The sequence below is a fragment of the Saccharopolyspora pogona genome, from assembly GCF_014697215.1.
In the GTDB taxonomy this organism is placed as follows: Bacteria; Actinomycetota; Actinomycetes; order Mycobacteriales; family Pseudonocardiaceae; genus Saccharopolyspora; species Saccharopolyspora hattusasensis.
Genome location: NZ_CP031142.1, coordinates 3,088,832 through 3,107,175 on the forward strand (window position 1 = coordinate 3,088,832; position 18,344 = coordinate 3,107,175).

12 protein-coding genes and 1 pseudogene are annotated in these 18,344 nt (G+C 68.0%); 6 read left to right on the forward strand and 7 right to left on the reverse strand.

The genetic code is table 11. The features are described 5' to 3' along the window. Window positions 1-30 precede the first annotated feature (30 nt). From metH to DL519_RS49955, 5 genes and pseudogenes are all read right to left on the reverse strand, one after another. Complete coding sequence (gene metH / locus DL519_RS14175; protein ID WP_190815375.1) at window positions 31-3,597, reverse strand: methionine synthase; 3,567 nt, start codon at window positions 3,595-3,597, stop codon at window positions 31-33. A gap of 19 nt (window positions 3,598-3,616) precedes the next feature. Further along, window positions 3,617-4,591, reverse strand: a complete 975-nt coding sequence (locus tag DL519_RS14180; RefSeq protein WP_190815377.1) for a carbohydrate kinase family protein — start codon at window positions 4,589-4,591, stop codon at window positions 3,617-3,619. Window positions 4,592-4,726: 135 nt separating this feature from the next. Next, window positions 4,727-5,929, reverse strand: coding sequence for a methionine adenosyltransferase (gene metK / locus DL519_RS14185; RefSeq protein WP_190815379.1), 1,203 nt, complete (start codon window positions 5,927-5,929; stop codon window positions 4,727-4,729). Between the two features lie 179 nt (window positions 5,930-6,108). Further along, window positions 6,109-7,812, reverse strand: coding sequence for a glycine/sarcosine N-methyltransferase (locus DL519_RS14190; protein ID WP_190815381.1), 1,704 nt, complete (start codon window positions 7,810-7,812; stop codon window positions 6,109-6,111). A gap of 730 nt (window positions 7,813-8,542) precedes the next feature. Then, window positions 8,543-9,658 (reverse strand): annotated as a pseudogene (locus DL519_RS49955) (AMP-binding protein); the annotation flags it as partial. Between the two features lie 275 nt (window positions 9,659-9,933). Between DL519_RS49955 and DL519_RS14205 the strand changes: the two are divergent. Both DL519_RS14205 and DL519_RS14210 read left to right on the forward strand, forming a co-directional pair. Continuing rightward, window positions 9,934-11,760, forward strand: coding sequence for a glycoside hydrolase family 2 protein (locus DL519_RS14205; RefSeq protein WP_190815383.1), 1,827 nt, complete (start codon window positions 9,934-9,936; stop codon window positions 11,758-11,760). 164 nt (window positions 11,761-11,924) lie between these two features. Beyond that, window positions 11,925-12,950 (forward strand): aldose 1-epimerase family protein, encoded by a 1,026-nt coding sequence (locus DL519_RS14210; protein ID WP_190815385.1) that lies wholly within the window; start codon window positions 11,925-11,927, stop codon window positions 12,948-12,950. A gap of 48 nt (window positions 12,951-12,998) precedes the next feature. On the opposite strand, the gene DL519_RS14215 is transcribed toward DL519_RS14210, so the two are convergent. Beyond that, entirely contained in the window at window positions 12,999-13,268 is a 270-nt protein-coding gene (locus tag DL519_RS14215) for a hypothetical protein (protein ID WP_190815387.1), read from the reverse strand. A gap of 168 nt (window positions 13,269-13,436) precedes the next feature. On the opposite strand from DL519_RS14215, the gene DL519_RS14220 reads away from it, so the two are divergent. The 3 genes from DL519_RS14220 to DL519_RS14230 all read left to right on the forward strand — a co-directional run bounded on the left by DL519_RS14220 (window position 13,437) and on the right by DL519_RS14230 (window position 15,457). Then, window positions 13,437-14,282 (forward strand): helix-turn-helix domain-containing protein, encoded by an 846-nt coding sequence (locus DL519_RS14220; RefSeq protein ID WP_190815388.1) that lies wholly within the window; start codon window positions 13,437-13,439, stop codon window positions 14,280-14,282. A gap of 17 nt (window positions 14,283-14,299) precedes the next feature. Next, the gene (locus tag DL519_RS14225; protein WP_190815390.1) at window positions 14,300-14,551 is read left to right on the forward strand and encodes a DUF397 domain-containing protein; all 252 of its coding nucleotides are present in this window, start codon (window positions 14,300-14,302) and stop codon (window positions 14,549-14,551) included. Between the two features lie 66 nt (window positions 14,552-14,617). Continuing rightward, a complete protein-coding gene (locus DL519_RS14230) occupies window positions 14,618-15,457 on the forward strand; it encodes an alpha/beta fold hydrolase (RefSeq protein WP_190815392.1) in 840 nt (279 codons plus the stop codon). A gap of 72 nt (window positions 15,458-15,529) precedes the next feature. On the opposite strand, the gene DL519_RS14235 is transcribed toward DL519_RS14230, so the two are convergent. Then, window positions 15,530-16,459 carry an alpha/beta hydrolase-fold protein gene (locus DL519_RS14235; RefSeq protein ID WP_223838961.1) on the reverse strand — a complete coding sequence of 310 codons (930 nt, stop codon included), beginning with the start codon at window positions 16,457-16,459 and terminating at the stop codon, window positions 15,530-15,532. 280 nt (window positions 16,460-16,739) lie between these two features. Here DL519_RS14235 and DL519_RS14240 point away from each other — a divergent pair, with 280 nt between their 5' ends. Continuing rightward, a complete protein-coding gene (locus DL519_RS14240) occupies window positions 16,740-18,284 on the forward strand; it encodes an acetolactate synthase large subunit (protein WP_190815394.1) in 1,545 nt (514 codons plus the stop codon). Window positions 18,285-18,344: the final 60 nt, after the last annotated feature.

The window sequence follows — 18,344 nt, forward strand, 5'->3', positions numbered from 1 at the left end:
TCTCTACTTCCGGATTCAGACAGGCGGGAATCAGGTGTTGAAGTACTTCGCCTCTGGATGGTGGGCGATGATCGCGTCGGTGGACTGCTCGGGGTGCAGCTGGAACTCCTCCGAGAGCACCACGCCGATGCGCTCGGCCGCTAACAGGTCGACGATCTTCGCCCGGTCCTCGATGTCCGGGCAGGCGCCGTAGCCGAAGGAGTACCGCGCGCCGCGGTAGCCGAGCTTGAAGTACTCCTGCACGTCGGCCGGGTCCTCCTCGGCCACCGAACCGCCCGAGGACCACAGAAGCTCCCGCCGGACGCGGCGGTGCCAGTACTCGGCCAGCGCTTCGGTGAGCTGCACGCCCATGCCGTGCACCTCCAGGTAGTCCCGGTAGGCGTTCTTGGCGAACAGCTCGTTGGCGAAGTCGGCGATCGGCTGGCCCATGGTGACCAGCTGCATCGGCAGCACGTCCACCTGGCCGGTCTGCTCGGCCTGCTCCCGCGACCGGAAGAAGTCCGCCAGGCACAGCCGGCGGTCGCGCTTCTGCCGCGGGAAGAAGAACCGGTGCCGCTCCGGGGCGTCCGGCTCTTCCTTGTCCAGCACGACGAGGTTGTTCCCCTCGGTCACGCACGGGAAGTAGCCGTAGACCACGGCCGCGTGCTGCAGGATGCCCGCGGTGGACAGCTCGTCGATCCAGTGCCGCAGCCGCGGCCGGCCCTCTGACTCGACGAGTTCCTCGTAGGACGGTCCCTCGCCCTTCTTCGCGCCGCGCAGGCCCCACTGGCCGAAGAACGTGGCCCGCTCGTCCAACAGCGCCAGGTAGTCGGCGATCGCGACGCCCTTGACCACCTTCGAGCCCCAGAACGGCGGCGTCGGCACCGGCGCGTTCGCGTCCACATCGGACCGCGTGGTGTCGGTGTACTCCGGCTCCGGCCCCTGCTCGGCCTTGCGCTTCTCGGCGATGCGCAGCGACCGCTCACGACGAGCCTTGCGTTCGGCTTTCTTCTCCCGCTCGGCCGCATCGTCGGCAGGCGCGTCACCGCGCTTGACGGCCATGATGCGGTCCATCAGGTGCAGGCCTTCGAAGGCGTCTTTCGCGTAGCGCACATCGCCCTGGTAGACCTCATCCAGGTCGTTCTCCACGTAGGACCTGGTGAGCGCCGCCCCGCCCAGCATCACCGGGTACTTCTCGGACATCCCCCTGGAGTTGAGCTCCTCCAGGTTCTCCTTCATGATCACGGTCGACTTCACCAGCAGCCCGGACATGCCGATGGCGTCGACCTTGTGCTCCTCGGCGGCTTCCAGGATGGCGCTGATCGGCTGCTTGATGCCGATGTTGACCACGCCGTAGCCGTTGTTGGACACGATGATGTCGACCAGGTTCTTGCCGATGTCGTGCACGTCGCCCTTGACCGTGGCCAGCAGCAGCTTGCCCTTGCCGCCGGAGTCGTCCTTCTCCATGTGCGGTTCGAGGTAGGCGACGGCCGCCTTCATGACCTCGGCGGACTGCAGCACGAACGGCAGCTGCATCTGCCCCGAGCCGAACAGCTCGCCCACGACCTTCATGCCGGCCAGCAGGGTCTCGTTGATGATCTCCAGCGGCGGCTTCTCCGCCATCGCCGCGTCCAGATCCGCTTCGAGCCCGTTGCGCTCGCCGTCGACGATCCGCCGCTCCAGGCGCTCGAACAGCGGCAGCTTCGCCAGCTCCTCGGCGCGCGAGGCGCTGCTGGACCTCGCGGTCTTGCCCTCGAAGAGCTCCATCAACTTCTGCAGCGGGTCGTATTCCTCGCTGCGCCGGTCGTAGACCAGGTCGAGCGCGACCTGCCGCTGCTCCTCATCGATCTTGCTCATCGGCAGGATCTTCGAAGCGTTCAGGATCGCGGTGTCCAGGCCTGCTTCCCGGCATTCGTTGAGGAACACCGAGTTCAGCACCTGACGCGCCGCCGGGTTGAGTCCGAACGAGACGTTCGACAAGCCGAGCGTCGTCTGGACGTCCGGGTGGCGCTTCTTGAGCTCCCGGATCGCGTTGATCGTCTCGATGGCGTCCTTGCGGACCTCTTCCTGGCCGGTGGTGATCGGGAAGACCAGGCAGTCGATGATGATCGAAGACTTCTCCAGACCCCAGTTGGTGGTCATGTCCTCGATCAGCCGCTCGGCGACCCGCACCTTCCACTCGGCGGTGCGCGCCTGGCCCTCCTCGTCGATGCAGGTCACCACGACGGTGGCACCGTGCTCGACCACGAGCCTCATAACGCGCTCGTACCGCGAGCCCGGCTCGTGACCGTCCTCGTAGTTCACGGAGTTGACCGCGCACCGGCCGCCCAGGTGATCCAGACCGGCCTCGATCACGTCCGGCTCCGTGGAGTCCACCATGATCGGCAGGGTCGAGGAGGTCGCCAGGCGCGACGCCAGTTCACGCATGTCGACCGTGCCGTCGCGGCCGACGTAGTCCACGCACAGGTCCAGCATGTGCGCGCCCTCGCGGGTCTGGGCCTTGGCGATCTCCACGCAGTCGTCGTAACGACCTTCCAGCATCGCCACGCGGAACGCCTTGGAACCGTTGGTGTTCGTGCGCTCACCGATGTTGAGGATCGACGCGTCCTGTTCGAACGGCACCGACTGGTACATCGACGAGATCGCCGGGAGGTGCTCGGGCTGGCGCACCTTCGGCGGCAGCGACGCGACGGCCTCGGCCACCGCGCGCACGTGCTCGGTGGTGGTGCCGCAGCAGCCGCCGACCAGCCGGGCGCCGAAGTCGTTGACGAACCCGACCAGCGCGTCGGCCAGCTCGTCGGGCTGCAGCGGGTACACCGCACCATTGGGGCCCAGCTGGGGCAGACCGGCGTTGGGCATCACCGAGATCGGGATCCGGGAGTTCTGCGCCAGCACCCGCAGGTGCTCGCTCATCTCCGCCGGACCGGTCGCGCAGTTCATCCCGATCAGGTCGATGCCCAGCGGCTCCAGCGCGGTCAGCGCCGCGCCGATCTCGGAGCCGACCAGCATCGTCCCCGTGGTCTCCACGGTGACCTGAGCGATGATCGGCAGCTGGCGACCGGCCTGGGCCATCGCCCGCTTCGCGGCCACGATCGCGGCCTTGGTCTGCAGCAGGTCCTGCGAGGTCTCCACCAGCACCACGTCGATGCCGCCGTCGAGCATGCCCAGCATCTGCTCGACGTAGGCGTCGCGCAGCACGGTGTAGGGCGCGTGGCCCAGCGTCGGCAGCTTGGTGCCCGGACCGACCGAACCGAGCACGTACCGCGGCCGCTCCGGCGTCGAGTACTCGTCGGCGGCCTCGCGGGCCAGCGCCGAGCCCTTTTCCGCCAGCTCCCGGATCCGCTCCGGGATGTCGTACTCGCTGAGGTTGGGCAGGTTCGCGCCGAACGTGTTGGTCTCGATCGCGTCCGAGCCGGCCTCGAGGTAGCCCCGGTAGATCGAGGACACCACGTCGGGCCGGGTCACGTTCAGGATCTCGTTGCAGCCCTCCAGGTTGGCGAAGTCGTCCAACGTCAGGTCGAACGCCTGCAGCGCGGTGCCCATGCCGCCGTCGGCGACGAGGACGCGTTCGCCGAGGGCGGTGAGGAACCCGCTCGGATCGTTCTGCCGGTCTGCCATGCCCCTGCTACTCCCGTTCTCAGCGAAGCTTCGGCTGGACCTCGGCCGCGGCGGCGTCGCCGTACGCCTCGGCGATGCGGGCGACGAACGAGTCGCGCTCCACGTCGTACTCCTGGGGGCCGTCGGTCTCCAGCGAAACGGTCGCCAGCGTGCAGCCGAGCTGCAGCGAGCGCTCCAGCCCGAAGTCGTGGGTCAGCCCGGCCAGGAACCCGGCGCGCAGCGCGTCGCCGACGCCGGTGGGGTCGCCCTTCTGGTTCTCCTTCGGCGGCACGACCTCGATGGTCGGCTCCGACTTGGACTCCACCTGCACGCCTTTGGGGCCGAGCGAGGTCACCCAGATGCCGACGCGCTCCAGCACTTCGGTGTGGGTCCAACCGGTGCTCTGCAGCAGCAGGCCGTGCTCGTATTCGTTGGTGAACAGGTACTCCGCGCCCTCGACGAGCTTGCGGATGTCGTCGCCTTCCATCCGGGCGAGCTGCTGGCCCGGGTCGGCGAGGAACCGGTAGCCGCGGTCCCGGCACTCCTGGGTGTGCCGCAGCATCGCGTCCGGGTCGTTGGCGGAGATCACCACGACGTCGAGGCCACCGAGCCGGTCGGCGACCGGCTTGAGCTCGATCTCGCGGGCCTCGGCCATCGCGCCCGCGTAGAACGAGGCGATCTGGTTGTGGTCGGTGTCGGTGGTGCAGAGGAACCGCGCCGTGTGCTTGGTCCCGGAGACGTGCACCGAGTTGGTGTCCACTCCGTGGCGCTCCAGCCACGCGCGGTACTCGTCGAAGTCCCGGCCGACGGCGCCGACGAGGGCCGAGCCGACGCCGAGCTGGCCGAGGCCGAAGGTGATGTTGGCCGCGATCCCGCCGCGGCGCACCTCCAGCTCGTCGACCAGGAACGACAGCGACACCTGCTGGAGGCGATCAGCGACGAGCTGATCGGTGAACCTACCGGGGTAGGACATCAGATGGTCGGTGGCGATCGAACCGGTCACCGCAATCCGCACTGCATTACTCCTTCACCAGGGTAGTCGGCTGCCGCTGCGGCACCGACCACGAAGCTCTACTGGACCCGGGCCGGCACAGCGGGCTGCGGGGCGCGCGCCACGCCCCGCAGTCCGCCGCCACGGCTTCGGTCAACGTCAGATGCCGGCGGCGCTCTTCAGCGCCTCGGCTCTGTCGGTGCGCTCCCACGGCAGGTCGACGTCGCTGCGCCCGAAGTGACCGTACGCTGCCGTCTGGGCGTAGATCGGCCGCAGGAGGTCCAGGTCACGCACGATGGCCGCGGGACGCAGGTCGAAGACGTCGTTGATCGCCGCCTGGATCTTGACCGGGTCGACGTTCTCGGTGCCGAAGGTCTCCACGAACAGGCCCACCGGGGCGGCCTTGCCGATCGCGTAGGCGACCTGCACCTCGATGCGGCTCGCCAGGCCCGCCGCGACCGCGTTCTTGGCCACCCAGCGCATCGCGTAGGCGGCGGAGCGGTCGACCTTCGACGGGTCCTTGCCGGAGAACGCGCCGCCGCCGTGGCGGGCCATGCCGCCGTAGGTGTCGACGATGATCTTCCGGCCGGTCAGGCCCGCGTCGCCCATCGGGCCACCGACGACGAACCGGCCGGTCGGGTTCACCAGCAGCCGGCTGTCGGCGGACTCCAGACCGACCCGCTGGATCTCCGGGTCGATGACCTTCTCCTTGATGTCCCCGGTCAGCATGTCTTCGAGGTCGATGTCGGCGGCGTGCTGGGTGGAGAGCACCACGGTGTCCAGGCGCACCGGCTGGTCGCCGGCGTACTCGATGGTCACCTGGGTCTTGCCGTCGGGGCGCAGGTACGGCAGCACGCCGTCCTTGCGAACCTTGGTCAGCCGCCGCGACAGGCGGTGCGCCAGCGCGATCGGCAGCGGCATCAGCTCGTCGGTGTCGGTGCAGGCGTAGCCGAACATCAGGCCCTGGTCACCGGCGCCCTGCTTGGCGATCTCGTCGATCACGCCCTCGACCCGCGTCTCGTGCGCGACATCCACGCCCTGCGCGATGTCCGGCGACTGCGAGCCGATGGCGACGTTCACGCCGCAGGAGGCACCGTCGAAGCCCTTGGCCGAGGAGTCGTAGCCGATCTCCAGGATCTTCTCCCGCACGATCGTCGGGATGTCCGCGTAGGCGTCGGTGGTCACCTCGCCGGCCACGTGCACCTGGCCGGTGGTCACCATCGTCTCCACCGCGACCCGCGACCGCGGGTCCTGGGACAACAACGCGTCCAGCACGGCGTCGCTGATCGCATCGCAGATCTTGTCCGGGTGTCCCTCGGTCACCGACTCGCTGGTGAACAACCTGCGGTTGATCTCACTCACGACTGCTCCTCACCTCACAGCTGATGCAGCTCTAGATCCTTGCGTACGATAGTGGCGATTTACGGCACCGGGGGGTCCGAAACTGTTTCCGGTCTCATCTTGCCGGGGGGGTACCGATTCCGTGCGTGGGCTTAACGGCTGCGCCGCTTCAAGGACGAAGACCAAACCTCGGACACCTCTCATGCTCGAGCGTGCATGATGCCCCAGGCCAAGTTGCCCGCTTTGCCACCGGCGACCCAGTTCTTCAGACCGGTCTTCATCTTGGTGCGGTACTCGTCGCTGATCCGGTCGGCGAGCTCCGCTTCCTTGCCCTCCAGGACCTCCAGCACCCGCGCGTAGTGCGTCGGCAGGTATGTGGTCAGGTCTTCGAAGTCGAAGTCCTGCAGGCCGAGGCGGGCCAGTTCGCGGCGGTAGAAGCCGGGCGAGCCCATGGTGTCCAGGTTGAGCCGGTCCAGGATCGGCCCGAGGTCCCGCAGCTTGGCGTCGTCGGCGGCCATCGGATCGGTGAAGATGAAGGAACCCCCGCCCTTGAGCACGCGGGTCACCTCCTCCAGGACCCGCTCCCGGTCGCCGCTGTGCAGGATCGCATCCTGCGACCAGACGATGTCGAAGGCATTGTCCTGGAACGGGATGTCCTCGAAGGAACCGTCCTTGACCTCGATCAACTCGTCCAGCCCGGTGGCGCGGTTGAACTCGACGTTTCGGGCGTTCTCGACCTCGCTGAGATTCAGGCAGGACACCTTGCAGCCGTAGGTCTCGGCCAGGTAGCGCGCCGCGCCGCCGTAGCCGGAGCCAATGTCCAGGATGCGGGTGCCCGGGCTGATCTGAATCTTGGCGGTCATCCGCTCCACGGTGCGCCGCGAGGCGGCGTCGATGTTCTCGTCCGGGGTCTCGTAGAGGCCGATGTGAATGTCGTTGCCGCCCCAGACGTGGTAATAGAAGTTGTCCGCGTCCTCGGAGTTGTAGTAGTCCCGCGCGGTGTGCACCGCGGTCGAGTACACGTCGGAGAGCTCCTCGTCCGGGCGGTACTTCTTCTCGGCCACGTGAATGAAGAAGTCCGGCTCGGTGTCGTGGTAGGTCTCCTGGAAGTCGCCGTAGGTGTCGATCCGCTGGAAACCGACTTCGCGCATGAGCCGCCGCATGTAGTTCTTCCGCAGCGGATACATGTTCAGGAAGAATTCAGATCGATCGGGGAACGTGTACTTGAATCGCGCCAGGCCGTCATCGATGTAATCGGGTTCCGCGGAAACGTCTTCGCCGGCGTAGTAATAGGTGTGCTTCGAGGAGAATCCGCTGTCCAGAATCGAGTCGTAATTGCGCTGATCGATGATCAGCACGCCGTCGTGCTTGAGCATCGCGTAGAACTCGGCCAGCGCTTTGCGCCGATCCCGTTCGGAGAACAGGTGGGTGAACGAGTTGCCCAGGCAGATGATCGCGTCGTATTCGCCGTGGACGTCACGATTCAGCCAGCGCCAGTCGGCGTGCACCACCCGCAGGATGTGGCCGCCGTAGGTCAACCCGTTGCTGAACGCCTTGGCCAGCATCTGGGGGCTGCCGTCGGCGCTGACCGCCTCGAAGCCCTCCTCCAGCAGCCGCACGGAGTGGAACCCGGTGCCGGTGGCCACGTCGAGGACGGAGCGGACACCGCGAGCCTTGAGCTGGTCGATGAAGAACGAACCCTCGCTCTGGTAGCGCTTCTTCCAGTCGATCAGCTCATCCCACTTCTCGACGAAACCGCCGACGTACTCGTACGTGTAGTGGTCCGATTCGCGCACCTCCAGCGGATTCTCGCCGAACACCTGCTCCTCGCGGGCCACCAGATCAGCGGTATCCGGAGATCCTTGGTGCTCGCTCGAGGCAAGGTCGTCCACGCTCTTGGCCATTCTTCACTCCCACCACTCACGTTGGTCATGCGCCACCGCAAACTCGGGTACGCGCAAAAATCTGTGCCCCGAGCTCCTCCCGTGGCCGTGCCGGGTCGCCGCTGCGAAAAAGGCAACACCTGGACCGGCGTGGGCAGCCGAGAAACGCTCAAGGCCGCAACACCTACGCCGATCACCGTCCAGTCGGCACCTTTGCCAACCGGCGCTGACGCGGTATTCCTGCGTCAATTAACCAAACTAGGCGAACGAGATAGCAAAGCAAGCATACAAACGTGTGACGCTAATCACCGGAATACTATGATAGCGTGATTCGGATTGTCACCCTGGGTGAATAAATGCGCCGCCACCTGCGCCGATTCGGCGCATTTTGGAGAGGGATAACGATCGCGCAAGTGCAAGTCGGCAACGATCTGTGTACACTGACGCGCGCATCGCGTACCACAGCAACTGCAAATTGCACAACCGCGACCGCCGACAAAAAATATTAAAACTAGGCATCGGGCGGTTGACTTTTCTTTTTCGGTCATTCCATCGCGGGATGGAGCACGGATGTTACGGTGCGCGCATCCCGGAAGCGAGCCATTTTCGGCGCCGCCGGAGATCCCGCTCGTCGGCCACCACCCACCGCCCTCCCCCATCAGGCCTGCTCCACGTTCCCCCAGCCGGGGCGTCGACGGAAGAAGCATCGCCGCACCGGCCCCAGCGAAGTGTGGCACGCACCATTGGCGCGTGCCACCGGAGCCACCGCCTCGTGCTCCAGCAGGACGCTCTCCAGCTCGAACGGCGAGATCCGGTAGTCGGAGGCCTTGAATCACGTCGTCGGTGCGGCCGACGTAGGTGATGTAGCCGTCGGCGTCCCTAGTTCCGACGTCACCGGTGTGGTAGTGGCCGCCGCGCGTCGCTTCGGTGGTCCGGTCGGTGTCGTCGGCGTAGCCGGTCATCAGGCCCACCGGCCGCGGCTGCAGCGCCAGGCAGATCTCGCTTCCTCGGCCGGCTCCCCGGTGACCGGGTCGAGCAGCGCCACCTCGAAACCGGGCAGCGGGCGGCCCATCGAGCCCGGCCGGACCGGTTGGCCGGGGGTGTGGCCACCTGCACGCTGGTCTCGGTCTGGCCAAAGCCGTCCCGGATGGTCACCGACCACGCGCGCCGCACCTGCTCGATGATCTCCGGGTTCAGCGGCTCCCCAGGCACCGACCACTTTGGACGGCGAGGTGGCCAATGTGCCGAGGTCGGCCTGGATGAGCATCCGCCAAACGTCGGCGGCGCACAGAAACTCGTGATCCCGCAACGTTGCATCTGCGCCATCACTGACCGGGGCTCCGCTTAGCCTGGTCACGGCCCGTGAGTGAATTGCGGCGTCATAGCACCCGAAAGTACTCACGGGTCCTGTTCTTTGTCTTTGAAGCGCCGAAAGCGCTTAGCCCACACTCGCAACCAACCCGGCGGCGTCGAACCGGGTGTGCTCGACCAACCGGCCGCGGTCGATGCGGTCGCGCAGGTCCGCCGGGCCGAACAGCGGGGTCGCGGGGATGATCACCGCGCCAGCTTCATCGCGGCCAGGATCGTCTCCCACAGCTCGACCTGGTTGCCGAGCATCAGCACCACCCGGTCACCGCGGGACACGCCCAGCCCGCGCAGCCAGTTGGCGACCTGGTTGGAACGGCGCGTCATGGCGCGGAAGGCGACCTGGTGCTCGCTGCCGTCGGCGTCGACGATCCACAGCGCCATGCCGTTCCACCGTTTGCCGATCGTGTCGAACCAGTCCAACGCCGGAGTTGAACTCCGCCGGCCGCGGCCATTCGAATTCGCGGCGCGCGGTGTCGTAGTCCTCGCGGTGCCGCAGCAGGAAGTCCCGGGCGGTGCGGAACACCTCGGTCGCGGTGCCTTCCTGTGCTGTGGAATAACCGGTCACGTGCACACCCTCTCCTGGACTCGGCTGCTGGCGCCGATGGCTTGAGCGGGCCAACAACGTAACCTCGCGAGGCCTACCGATCCATGCCGGTTGCTCCGATTTGCGGGCGCTCTTTCGGCCGCGTTGACTGTGCGTGCGTTCATGGTCATTGTTGCCGGTTGATGGTGATTGCTCTTCGCCTTTTTCGGCAAGCCGGTCTGGAGGCAATCGTGCTGCTGCGCGCCCTGCTGCTCACCACGCTGTTGGCCACCGCCTCCGGGGTCCCCGTGGCCGCCGCCGATTCCGCCGCGGCCGCCAACCCCTGGCGCCCCAAGCCACCGCCGCTGACCACGCCGTGGACCGACCAGGTCGGCCCGGACAACGCCCTCCCCGAGTACCCGCGCCCGCAGCTGACCCGCGAGCGCTGGCTGAACCTCAACGGATTGTGGTCCTACGGCGGCGGAGCCACCCCGCCGACCGCGGCGACCGAGCAGATATTGGTGCCCTATCCCCCGGAATCCGGTCTTTCCGGCATCCAGCGCCACGACGACCACATGCTCTACCGGCGGACCTTCGAGGTGCCGCGGGACTGGTCCGGGCAGCGGCTGCTGCTGCACTTCGGCGCGGTGGACCAGAAGGCCGAGGTGTCGGTCAACGGCCGGACCGTGGCGGTTCACGAGGGCGGCTACACCGAGTTCAGCGCCGACATCACCGACGCGCTCCGTCCCGGCGCCAAGCAGGAACTGGTGGTGGCCGTCGAGGACCGCAACGACGCCAACCCCTACCCGGTGGGCAAGCAGCGCAACAAGGCGGGCGGGATTCTCTACACCGGCGCATCGGGGATCTGGCAGACGGTCTGGTTGGAGCCGGTGCCCGACGCGCACATCGCCAAGCTCGACATCAACCCGGATCTGCGCGGTTTCGACCTGACCGCCCGGACTTCGGCGCGCGCCGGGGAACGGGTCGAGGCGGTCGTCCTCGACGCCGATGGCAACGAGGTGTCGCGCGCCAGCGGTCCGGCCGACACGGCCCTGCGGCTGCCGGTGGCAGATCCGCACCTGTGGACCCCCGACGACCCCTACCTCTACGACATCACGGTCCGGCTGGTCGGCGCCGACGGCCGCACCGTGGACGACGTCGGCAGCTACGGCGGCCTGCGAACCATCGAGCTGGTCGACGACTCGCAGGGGCGGCCGCGGATGGCGCTCAACGGCCGGATCCTGTTCCAGCACGGGCCGTTGGACCAGGGATTCTGGCCGGACGGGAACTACACCGCGCCGACCGACGAGGCGCTGCGGTTCGACGTCGCCGAAACCAAGCGGCTCGGGTTCAACATGATCCGCAAGCACGTGAAGGTCGAACCGGCCCGCTGGTACTACTGGACCGACCGGCTGGGCCTGCTGGTGTGGCAGGACATGCCGTCGCTGCCGATCGACCTCGCCGACCCGCCGGGCAGCAACCCGCCGCCGGGCGAGGAGGCCCGCGCGAACTTCCGCGACGAGCTCACCGCCATGATCGACCAGCTGCGCAGCGTCCCCTCTATCGTGGCGTGGGTGCCGTTCAACGAGGGCTGGGGCGAGTTCGAGACCGCCGAGGTCGCCGAACTGGTCCGGCGCACCGACCCGACCCGGCTGGTCAACGCCAACAGCGGGGTGAACTGCTGCTACTCGCTGCCGGACACCGGCACGGGCGACATCTACGACGACCACACCTACGTCGGTCCGGGCGGCCCGGAGGTGCGCGGCGAGCGGGCGTCGGTGGACGGCGAGTACGGCGGGCTGGGGCTGGTCGAGGAAGGCCACCTGTGGCCCGGCGAGCCGGGCGCGTACGAGATGACCAACAGCCGCGCCGAGCTGACCGACCGCTACGCCGAGGTCAGCCGCGACCTCGCCCGCATCGTCGAGACCAACGGGCTGTCCGCGGCGATCTACACCCAGACCACGGACGTGGAGAACGAGGTCAACGGGTTCTTCACCTACGACCGGCGGATCCTCAAGCCCAACCCGGACGTCGTCCGCGCCCACAACCTCGCGGTGATCGATGCGGGTACGCCGTGACCACTGGCGGACGGGACCGCCACCGACCACAGTGGAACGCCATCACGACGAGTGATCAACGCTCGGCCTCACCACCCTGGCTCGGCGCAATTTCGTGAGAAATCGCCCGTCACCCGGGTGAATGTCAATTTCTCACGAAATTGCCCACCCCCAGGAGGTTCAGGATGCGACGCTTCACCCGGCGGGACGCGCTCGCCACCGCTGCGGGCGCGACGACCGCCGCCGCCCTCGCCGGCCACGCCACCGCGCAGCCATCCGGTTCCGGTGGAGCGGGCCGGCAGACCGCGAACGGGCGGCTGTACGAGATCCGCTCCGGGCGGCAGCGGGCGGTGATCGCCGGGGTGTCGGCGACGCTGCTGTCGTGGCAGGTCGACGGCGTGGAGATGCTCCTGACGCACCCCGCCGACGAGGTCGGCGAGGGCTTCCAGGGCAAGACGATCCTGCCGTGGCCGAACCGCATCGACCACGGCCGCTACACCTTCGGCGGCGAGGAGTTGCAGGTCGCGATCAACGAACCGAAGCGCGATGCGGCGCTGCACGGGCTGATGAGCTTCGTGGAGTGGCAGCCGGTGCGGCACCGCGCCGACGGCGTGGTACTGGAGTACCTGCTGCCGCCGGACTACGGCTACCCATTCCGGCTGGCATTCCGCATCGAGTACGCAGTGGACGATTCCGGGGTGCGCAGCACGCTCAGCGCGAAGAACGTCGGCGACGGCGCCGCGCCGTTCGGCACCGCCAACCACACCTACCTCGCCGCCGGCGGGGACCGCATCGACGACATCGTCTTCGAGCTGCCCGCGGACACCTACTACGTGGTCAACGACCGGCTGATCCCGACCGGTACCGCCCCGGTCGAGGGCATCGAGTACGACTACCGGTCGCCGCGACGGATCGGACCGACCGAAATGGACACCGCGTTCACCAGGCTGCGCCGCGGATCCGACGGCAACGCCGTGGTGCGGTTCGCCCGCCCGGACGGCGTGACCGCGGAGCTCTGGGTCGACCGCACGCACGGCTACCTGCAGGTCTACACCGACGACAGCCCGTCGACCGACCGCCCGGCGCGGGCCGGGATCACCGTCGAGCCGATGACTTGCGCGCCGAACGCGTTCGTCACCGGCGACGGCCTGATCACCCTGCGGCCGGGCGAAACCCACTGCGGCACCTGGGGTTACCGCATCTTCTCGTGAGTGATCGTTCCGGTTCTTACCGGAACGATCACTCACGAAGCCCTCTGCTTACACGTCGGGCTCGACCCAGTCTTGGTCGCCTTCCTGGAGCCAGTCGCTGATGTTGCTCAGCTTCGAGCCGAGCAGATCGGCTTGTTCTGGCCCGATCAGGATGTGCCGCCCGGCGGAATCGGTGACCCGCACTTCGGGAATCCGTAGCGCGACGGTGACCGGCCCTTTGTTGCCCTGTGGCGAAATGCGCCAGGTCTTCTCCTCGGCGGCCTCCGCCATGATCCGCAGGTCCAGTTCAGTCCGCTTCCGCGCGAGTTCGTCACTCATGCCCTCTCCCGAATTCCTCTCGTGTTCGCCCTGGTCATGGGCTTGTGACGGGAAGGTGCGCTTTTGCGACAGCTGCAAACAAGTGCGCATTCGTGTGATTGATCATGGATCCGTTCGATGCCACCCTGGAGATTGTCCACATCGGATCCGAACGGGGGATCTCCGATCATGCCAGGAAACGGTCACACCTCTGTCCGCTCCCGCCAGGTCGCCGCGCAACTGCGCAGGCTTCGCGAGCAAGCACAACTTAGTTGCAGCGATGTCGCGCGCACGCTTGGGTTGTCGGTGAGCAAGGTCAGTCGAATGGAGACCGCCAGCAGCGGCATGCAGATCGAGGACGTCGCCGCGATGCTCGGCCTCTACAAGGTCTCGGCGACGAAACGCCAGGAAATCCTCGACATGCTGCGCCGAGCCGACGAGAAGGGCTGGTGGCAACGCCAAGCGGGTCTCCCGCAGCTATGGCGGAATTTGATCGACTTCGAGGCCAAGTCGACCCGCATCCAGAACTTCGAGAACATGTTCGTGCCGGGGCTGCTGCAAACCGCGGAGTACTGCCGCGCAGTGATCCAGGGCATCAACGACACGCTCAGCGACGAGGAGATCGACCGTCTGGTGGCTACTCGGATGGCTCGGCAGGCGGTTCTGACGCGTACCCGTGCGCCGCAATTCCTCGCTGTAGTCGACGAAAACGTACTCCGGCGTCCCATCGGCGGTGATGGGATCATGCATCGGCAACTGCTCCATCTGGGTACTTTTGCCGAACGTCCGAACATCACTTTGCGGGTGGTGCAAAGCTCGGCCGGGGCCTACGTCGGCTTGCGGGGCACGTTCGTGATCCTGGAGTTCGACGGGGAACCTGACCTCGTGCATGTGGAGAACCAGAGCACGGGGATGTTCTTGGAAGAAGATGCCGATCTTGCTTCCTACCGCCTTGTGCTGAGCAATATCCTCAGTGCGGCATTGAAGCCTGCCGAGTCGGCCGACCTGGTTCGCCAGATCGCGGCCGAGGAATGATGCGAGAGGAGCGCGGAATGACTGCGCTGAATCTGACGACCGCCCGTTGGCGCAAGAACAGCTGCAGCACTGATCAAGCCAACTGCGTTGAGGTGGCGTTCCTTGACGCAACGTGGCGCAAGAGCAGTCGTAGTAGCGATACCTCCAACTGCGTCGAGGTGGCGTTCTCCGGGTCTGCTGTCGGGGTGCGGGACTCGAAGGACCCCGACGGCGCCGTGCTGGCCTTCCCGGACGAGCGGTGGTCTCGGTTCGTTGACTCGCTGCGCTGAGAGTGTGTGGTTGTTCCGGTTCTTACCGGAACAACCACACACGAGCGTGGCCAGTACAGTGGCCGGGTGGCCGAGTACATCCAGATTCCGACTCCTGCCGGGAAGTTCGACGCGCTGACCGCCGGTCCCGAGGGCGGCCGCCCGGTGCTGCTGCTGCACGGCTTCCCGGAGGCGGCGGTGCAGTGGAGCGAGCAGCTGTCGGTGCTCGGCGGCGCGGAGTGCTTCGCGGTGGCGCCCGATCAGCGCGGCTACTCCCCCGGTGTGCGCCCGGAGCAGGTCGCCGACTACCGGTTGGAAGAGCTCGTCGACGATGTGCTGGCGATCGCCGAACACTTCGGCTGGCAGCGCTTCGACCTGGTCGGCCACGACTGGGGCGCCGCTGTGGCGTGGGCGACCGCCGCCGAGCACCCGGACCGGGTCCGCACGCTGACCGCGGTGTCGGTGCCGCACCTGGACCCGTTCGGCGAGGCGATGCGCACCGACGAGGACCAGCACCAGCGCTCGGCGTACATGCAGGCGTACCGGTCCTCCACCACGGAGAAGGCCCTGCTGGCCGACCACTCCAAGAAGCTGCGGCAGATCTACTACCCGGGCGTGCCCCAGCACCACGTCGACGACTACGTGCAGCGGTTCACCGAACCGGGCGCGTTGACGGCGGCGCTGAACTGGTACCGCGCGCACCGCTTCGAGAACCACAAGATCGGCCCGATCACCGTGCCGACGCTGTACGTGTGGAGCACCGAGGACGTTGCGATCGGCTCAACGGCGGCGCTGGCCACCGCCGAGCACGTCACGGGCCCCTACCGCTTCGAGATGCTGGAAGAAGTCTCGCACTGGATCCCGGAAGAAGCCCCGGAAACCCTCACCCGGCTCCTCCTCCAACACCTGGTCGCCCACCAGGACTGACCGCGGGAAACCGCCGCTTGACGTACAGCGCGGTCGCTCGACCAGCGGCCGCCCGGGCGCAGCTGAAGCCGACTATTCGTCGGCGTCGCCGCTGCCCAGCGCGTCGGCGAGGAAGGTGACGAAGTCGGGGCCGATGGCTTCGAAGACCGACGGGTCGTGGCCGCCCGGGAGGACCGAAACCACCGGCGTGTGGGGGTATTCGTCGACCAGGCGGTGGATGCCGTCCAGGAACGGGTCCTCGTCTCCGGTCCACACGCCGACCGGCACGTCGCCGAGATCTCCCAGGCGGCGCAGCGGGTCCACTGCGGACCAGTCCTCCTCGGTGGCGAAGGCTTCCTTCTCCCGCATGCCTTCCCAGCTCACCTGCAGGGCCGGGGCGACCGCCGCGACCGCCGCGACCGGGTGACCGGCCAGGTTGCGGTCGGCGGCGTAGTTCAGCGCGCCGAAGCCACCGGTGGAGATGCCCGCGACCGCGAAGGGTCGGCCGTCGCGGTCACCCATGCCGCGCTCCTGCAGCCAGCGCGGAAGTTCGTTGTGAAGCAGGGCGGCCAGGTCGCCGTTGAGAGATCCGTCGTTCCAGTACGGGTTGTAGCCACCGTCGACGACTGCGAAGCCGAACGCGGGGATGGAGCCCTCGCGGTACAGCCGTTCCAGCGAGGCGAGCGTGTCGTACGGGATCGGGGTCGGCCAGACTCCGTCGCGGCCGTGCAGGTAGAGCACCATCGGGAGGTCCGCAGTGGACTCCAGCGCACCCGGGTACGCGAGGTAGAGCTGCACCGGGGCCTGGCGGTGCTCGGAGTACACGTACTCGGTGCGGATCATCGGCATGTCCTGTTCGGACAGTGCCGGCTCCACCACCGGGGCCGGTGACGACGCGTCGTGGGGCTGCGGCGCTGCGCAGCCGGCCAGGCCCGCGACCAGCAGCACCGCCATCGGCAGGCGGGGGGAGATCCGTTCGCGCACCACGTCACCCTCCACGGTCCGGTTGGTCCAGTTCGACACCTTAAGACCTGTTTCCGAAAATGTTTCGCGTGGGTGGTCGCTCGGCTGAGCCTCGGGCGACTTCTGGGCGGACGCGCCTGACCAGGGCCGTCGTCGGCGAAGGACATCCGGGAACCTGTGGCCGCGCCAGTTGGCGGCGGCTCGCCGCCTCGGAGGAAGTGCCCTGGAGTAGCCTTCGCGGCCCCCGCTGGGCGCTTGCTCGGACCGCGGGTGGCGGCGAGCATGGCAGCGAGATCCGTCCATGCGGACGGCATCGCAGCGAGATGTCTAGGAGTGGCGTGTGAAGGGTTCCGAGAGCCTGCTGGCCACGGCGACCGCGGCCGGCGTCCAGGTCTGCTTCGCCAACCCCGGCACCACCGAGATACCGCTCGTCGAGGCGTTCGACCAGGTCCCCGGCGTGCGCGCGGTGCTGGCGCTGTCCGAAGGCGTGGTGACCGGCGCTGCCGACGCCTACGCGCGCATGATGGGCATCCCCGCGATGACCCTGCTGCACCTGGGACCCGGATTCGCCAACGGCATCGCGAACCTGCACAACGCGCGCCGCGCCCGCAGCCCGGTGATCAACATCGTCGGCGAGCACGCCACCTGGCACCAGCCCGCCGACGCCCCGCTGAACAGCGACATCGAGTCCCTGGCCCGGCCGGTGTCCGGCTGGGTCGGCCGCACCACCTCGGCGGCCAGCACCGCCGCCGAGTTCGTCGAGGCCTACCAGGCAACGCTCCAGCAGCGGCTGCCCGCGACCCTCATCGCCGCCGCCGACCACATGTGGGGCCAGGGCGGCATGCCCGCGGAGGTCGCGGCCGCGCCGGGTCGGCCCGTGGTCGACGACCAGCAGGTCTCCGCGATCGCGAAGCTGTTGTCCAGCGGCCGCGGGCGACCGGCCCTGCTGCTGGGCGGGCACGTGCTGAGCGCCGAAGGCATCCGCACCGCGGCGCGCATCGCGGCGACCGTCGGCGCCGAGGTCCTGGCCGAACGCTCCCCCGCGCGCATCGAACGGGGCCCGGAGATCCCGCCGGTGCGATCGCTGCCGTACTTCCCGGAGGACGTGATCAAGGCCCTCGACGGGTTCTCGCACTTGGTCCTCGTCGGCGCGCGGACGCCGGTGGCGTTCTTCGGGTACCGCGGCATGCCGAGCTTCCCGCTGCCCAACGACCTCAAGGTGCACACCCTGGCCGACACCGACCAGGACGCCGTCGAAGCACTGCGCGCGCTGGCGGATGCGACCGGCAGCGCCGCGGCCGATCTGCCGGGCGCCGAGCGGCCGCAGGTGCAGTCCCCGGAAGGGCCGCTGACGGCGGCGAGCATCGCGTCGGCGATCGTGCTGACCCAGCCCGAGCACGCGATCGTGGTCAACGAAGGGGTGTCATACGGGGCGGCGTACCCGGCGATCGCCGCTGCCGCGCCGCCGCACACCGAGCTGACCAACACCGGCGGCGCGATCGGCATGGGCATGCCGGCGGCCACGGGCGCCGCGATCGCCTGCCCGGACCGCGCGCTGATCAACTTCCAGGCCGACGGCAGCGCCGCCTACACCGTCCAGGCGCTGTGGACGCAGGCCCGCGAGAGCCTCGACGTCACCACGGTGATCTGCGCGAACTCCCGCTACCGGATCCTGGAAGCCGAGCTCCAGCGGGCTGGCATCGACGGGCCCGGGACGGCGGCGGCGAGCATGACGAGCCTAGCCGAGCCCGCTGTGGACTGGACGGCCATCGCGCGAGGCTTCGGCGTGCCCAGCAGCCGAGCCACCACCGGCGAGGAACTGCTCGACGCGCTCCGCAGGGCGCACGCCGAACCAGGCCCCCACTTGATCCAAGCCGTGCTGTAGGTGGCTCGGGGGCCTGGGTGGGAGCCGACCGTGAGTCCCTTCGGACGTGGGTCCAAAGGG

Bases quoted from the DNA above. Each gene is read 5' to 3' on its own strand.
- DL519_RS14225 (WP_190815390.1), top strand. From the start codon at position 14,300: ATGACTGCGCTGAATCTGACGACCGCCCGTTGGCGCAAGAACAGCTGC.
- DL519_RS14215 (WP_190815387.1), bottom strand. From the start codon at position 13,268: ATGAGTGACGAACTCGCGCGGAAGCGGACTGAACTGGACCTGCGGATC.
- DL519_RS14220 (WP_190815388.1), top strand. From the start codon at position 13,437: ATGCCAGGAAACGGTCACACCTCTGTCCGCTCCCGCCAGGTCGCCGCG.
- metH (WP_190815375.1), bottom strand. From the start codon at position 3,597: ATGGCAGACCGGCAGAACGATCCGAGCGGGTTCCTCACCGCCCTCGGC.
- DL519_RS14210 (WP_190815385.1), top strand. From the start codon at position 11,925: ATGCGACGCTTCACCCGGCGGGACGCGCTCGCCACCGCTGCGGGCGCG.
- DL519_RS14190 (WP_190815381.1), bottom strand. From the start codon at position 7,812: ATGGCCAAGAGCGTGGACGACCTTGCCTCGAGCGAGCACCAAGGATCT.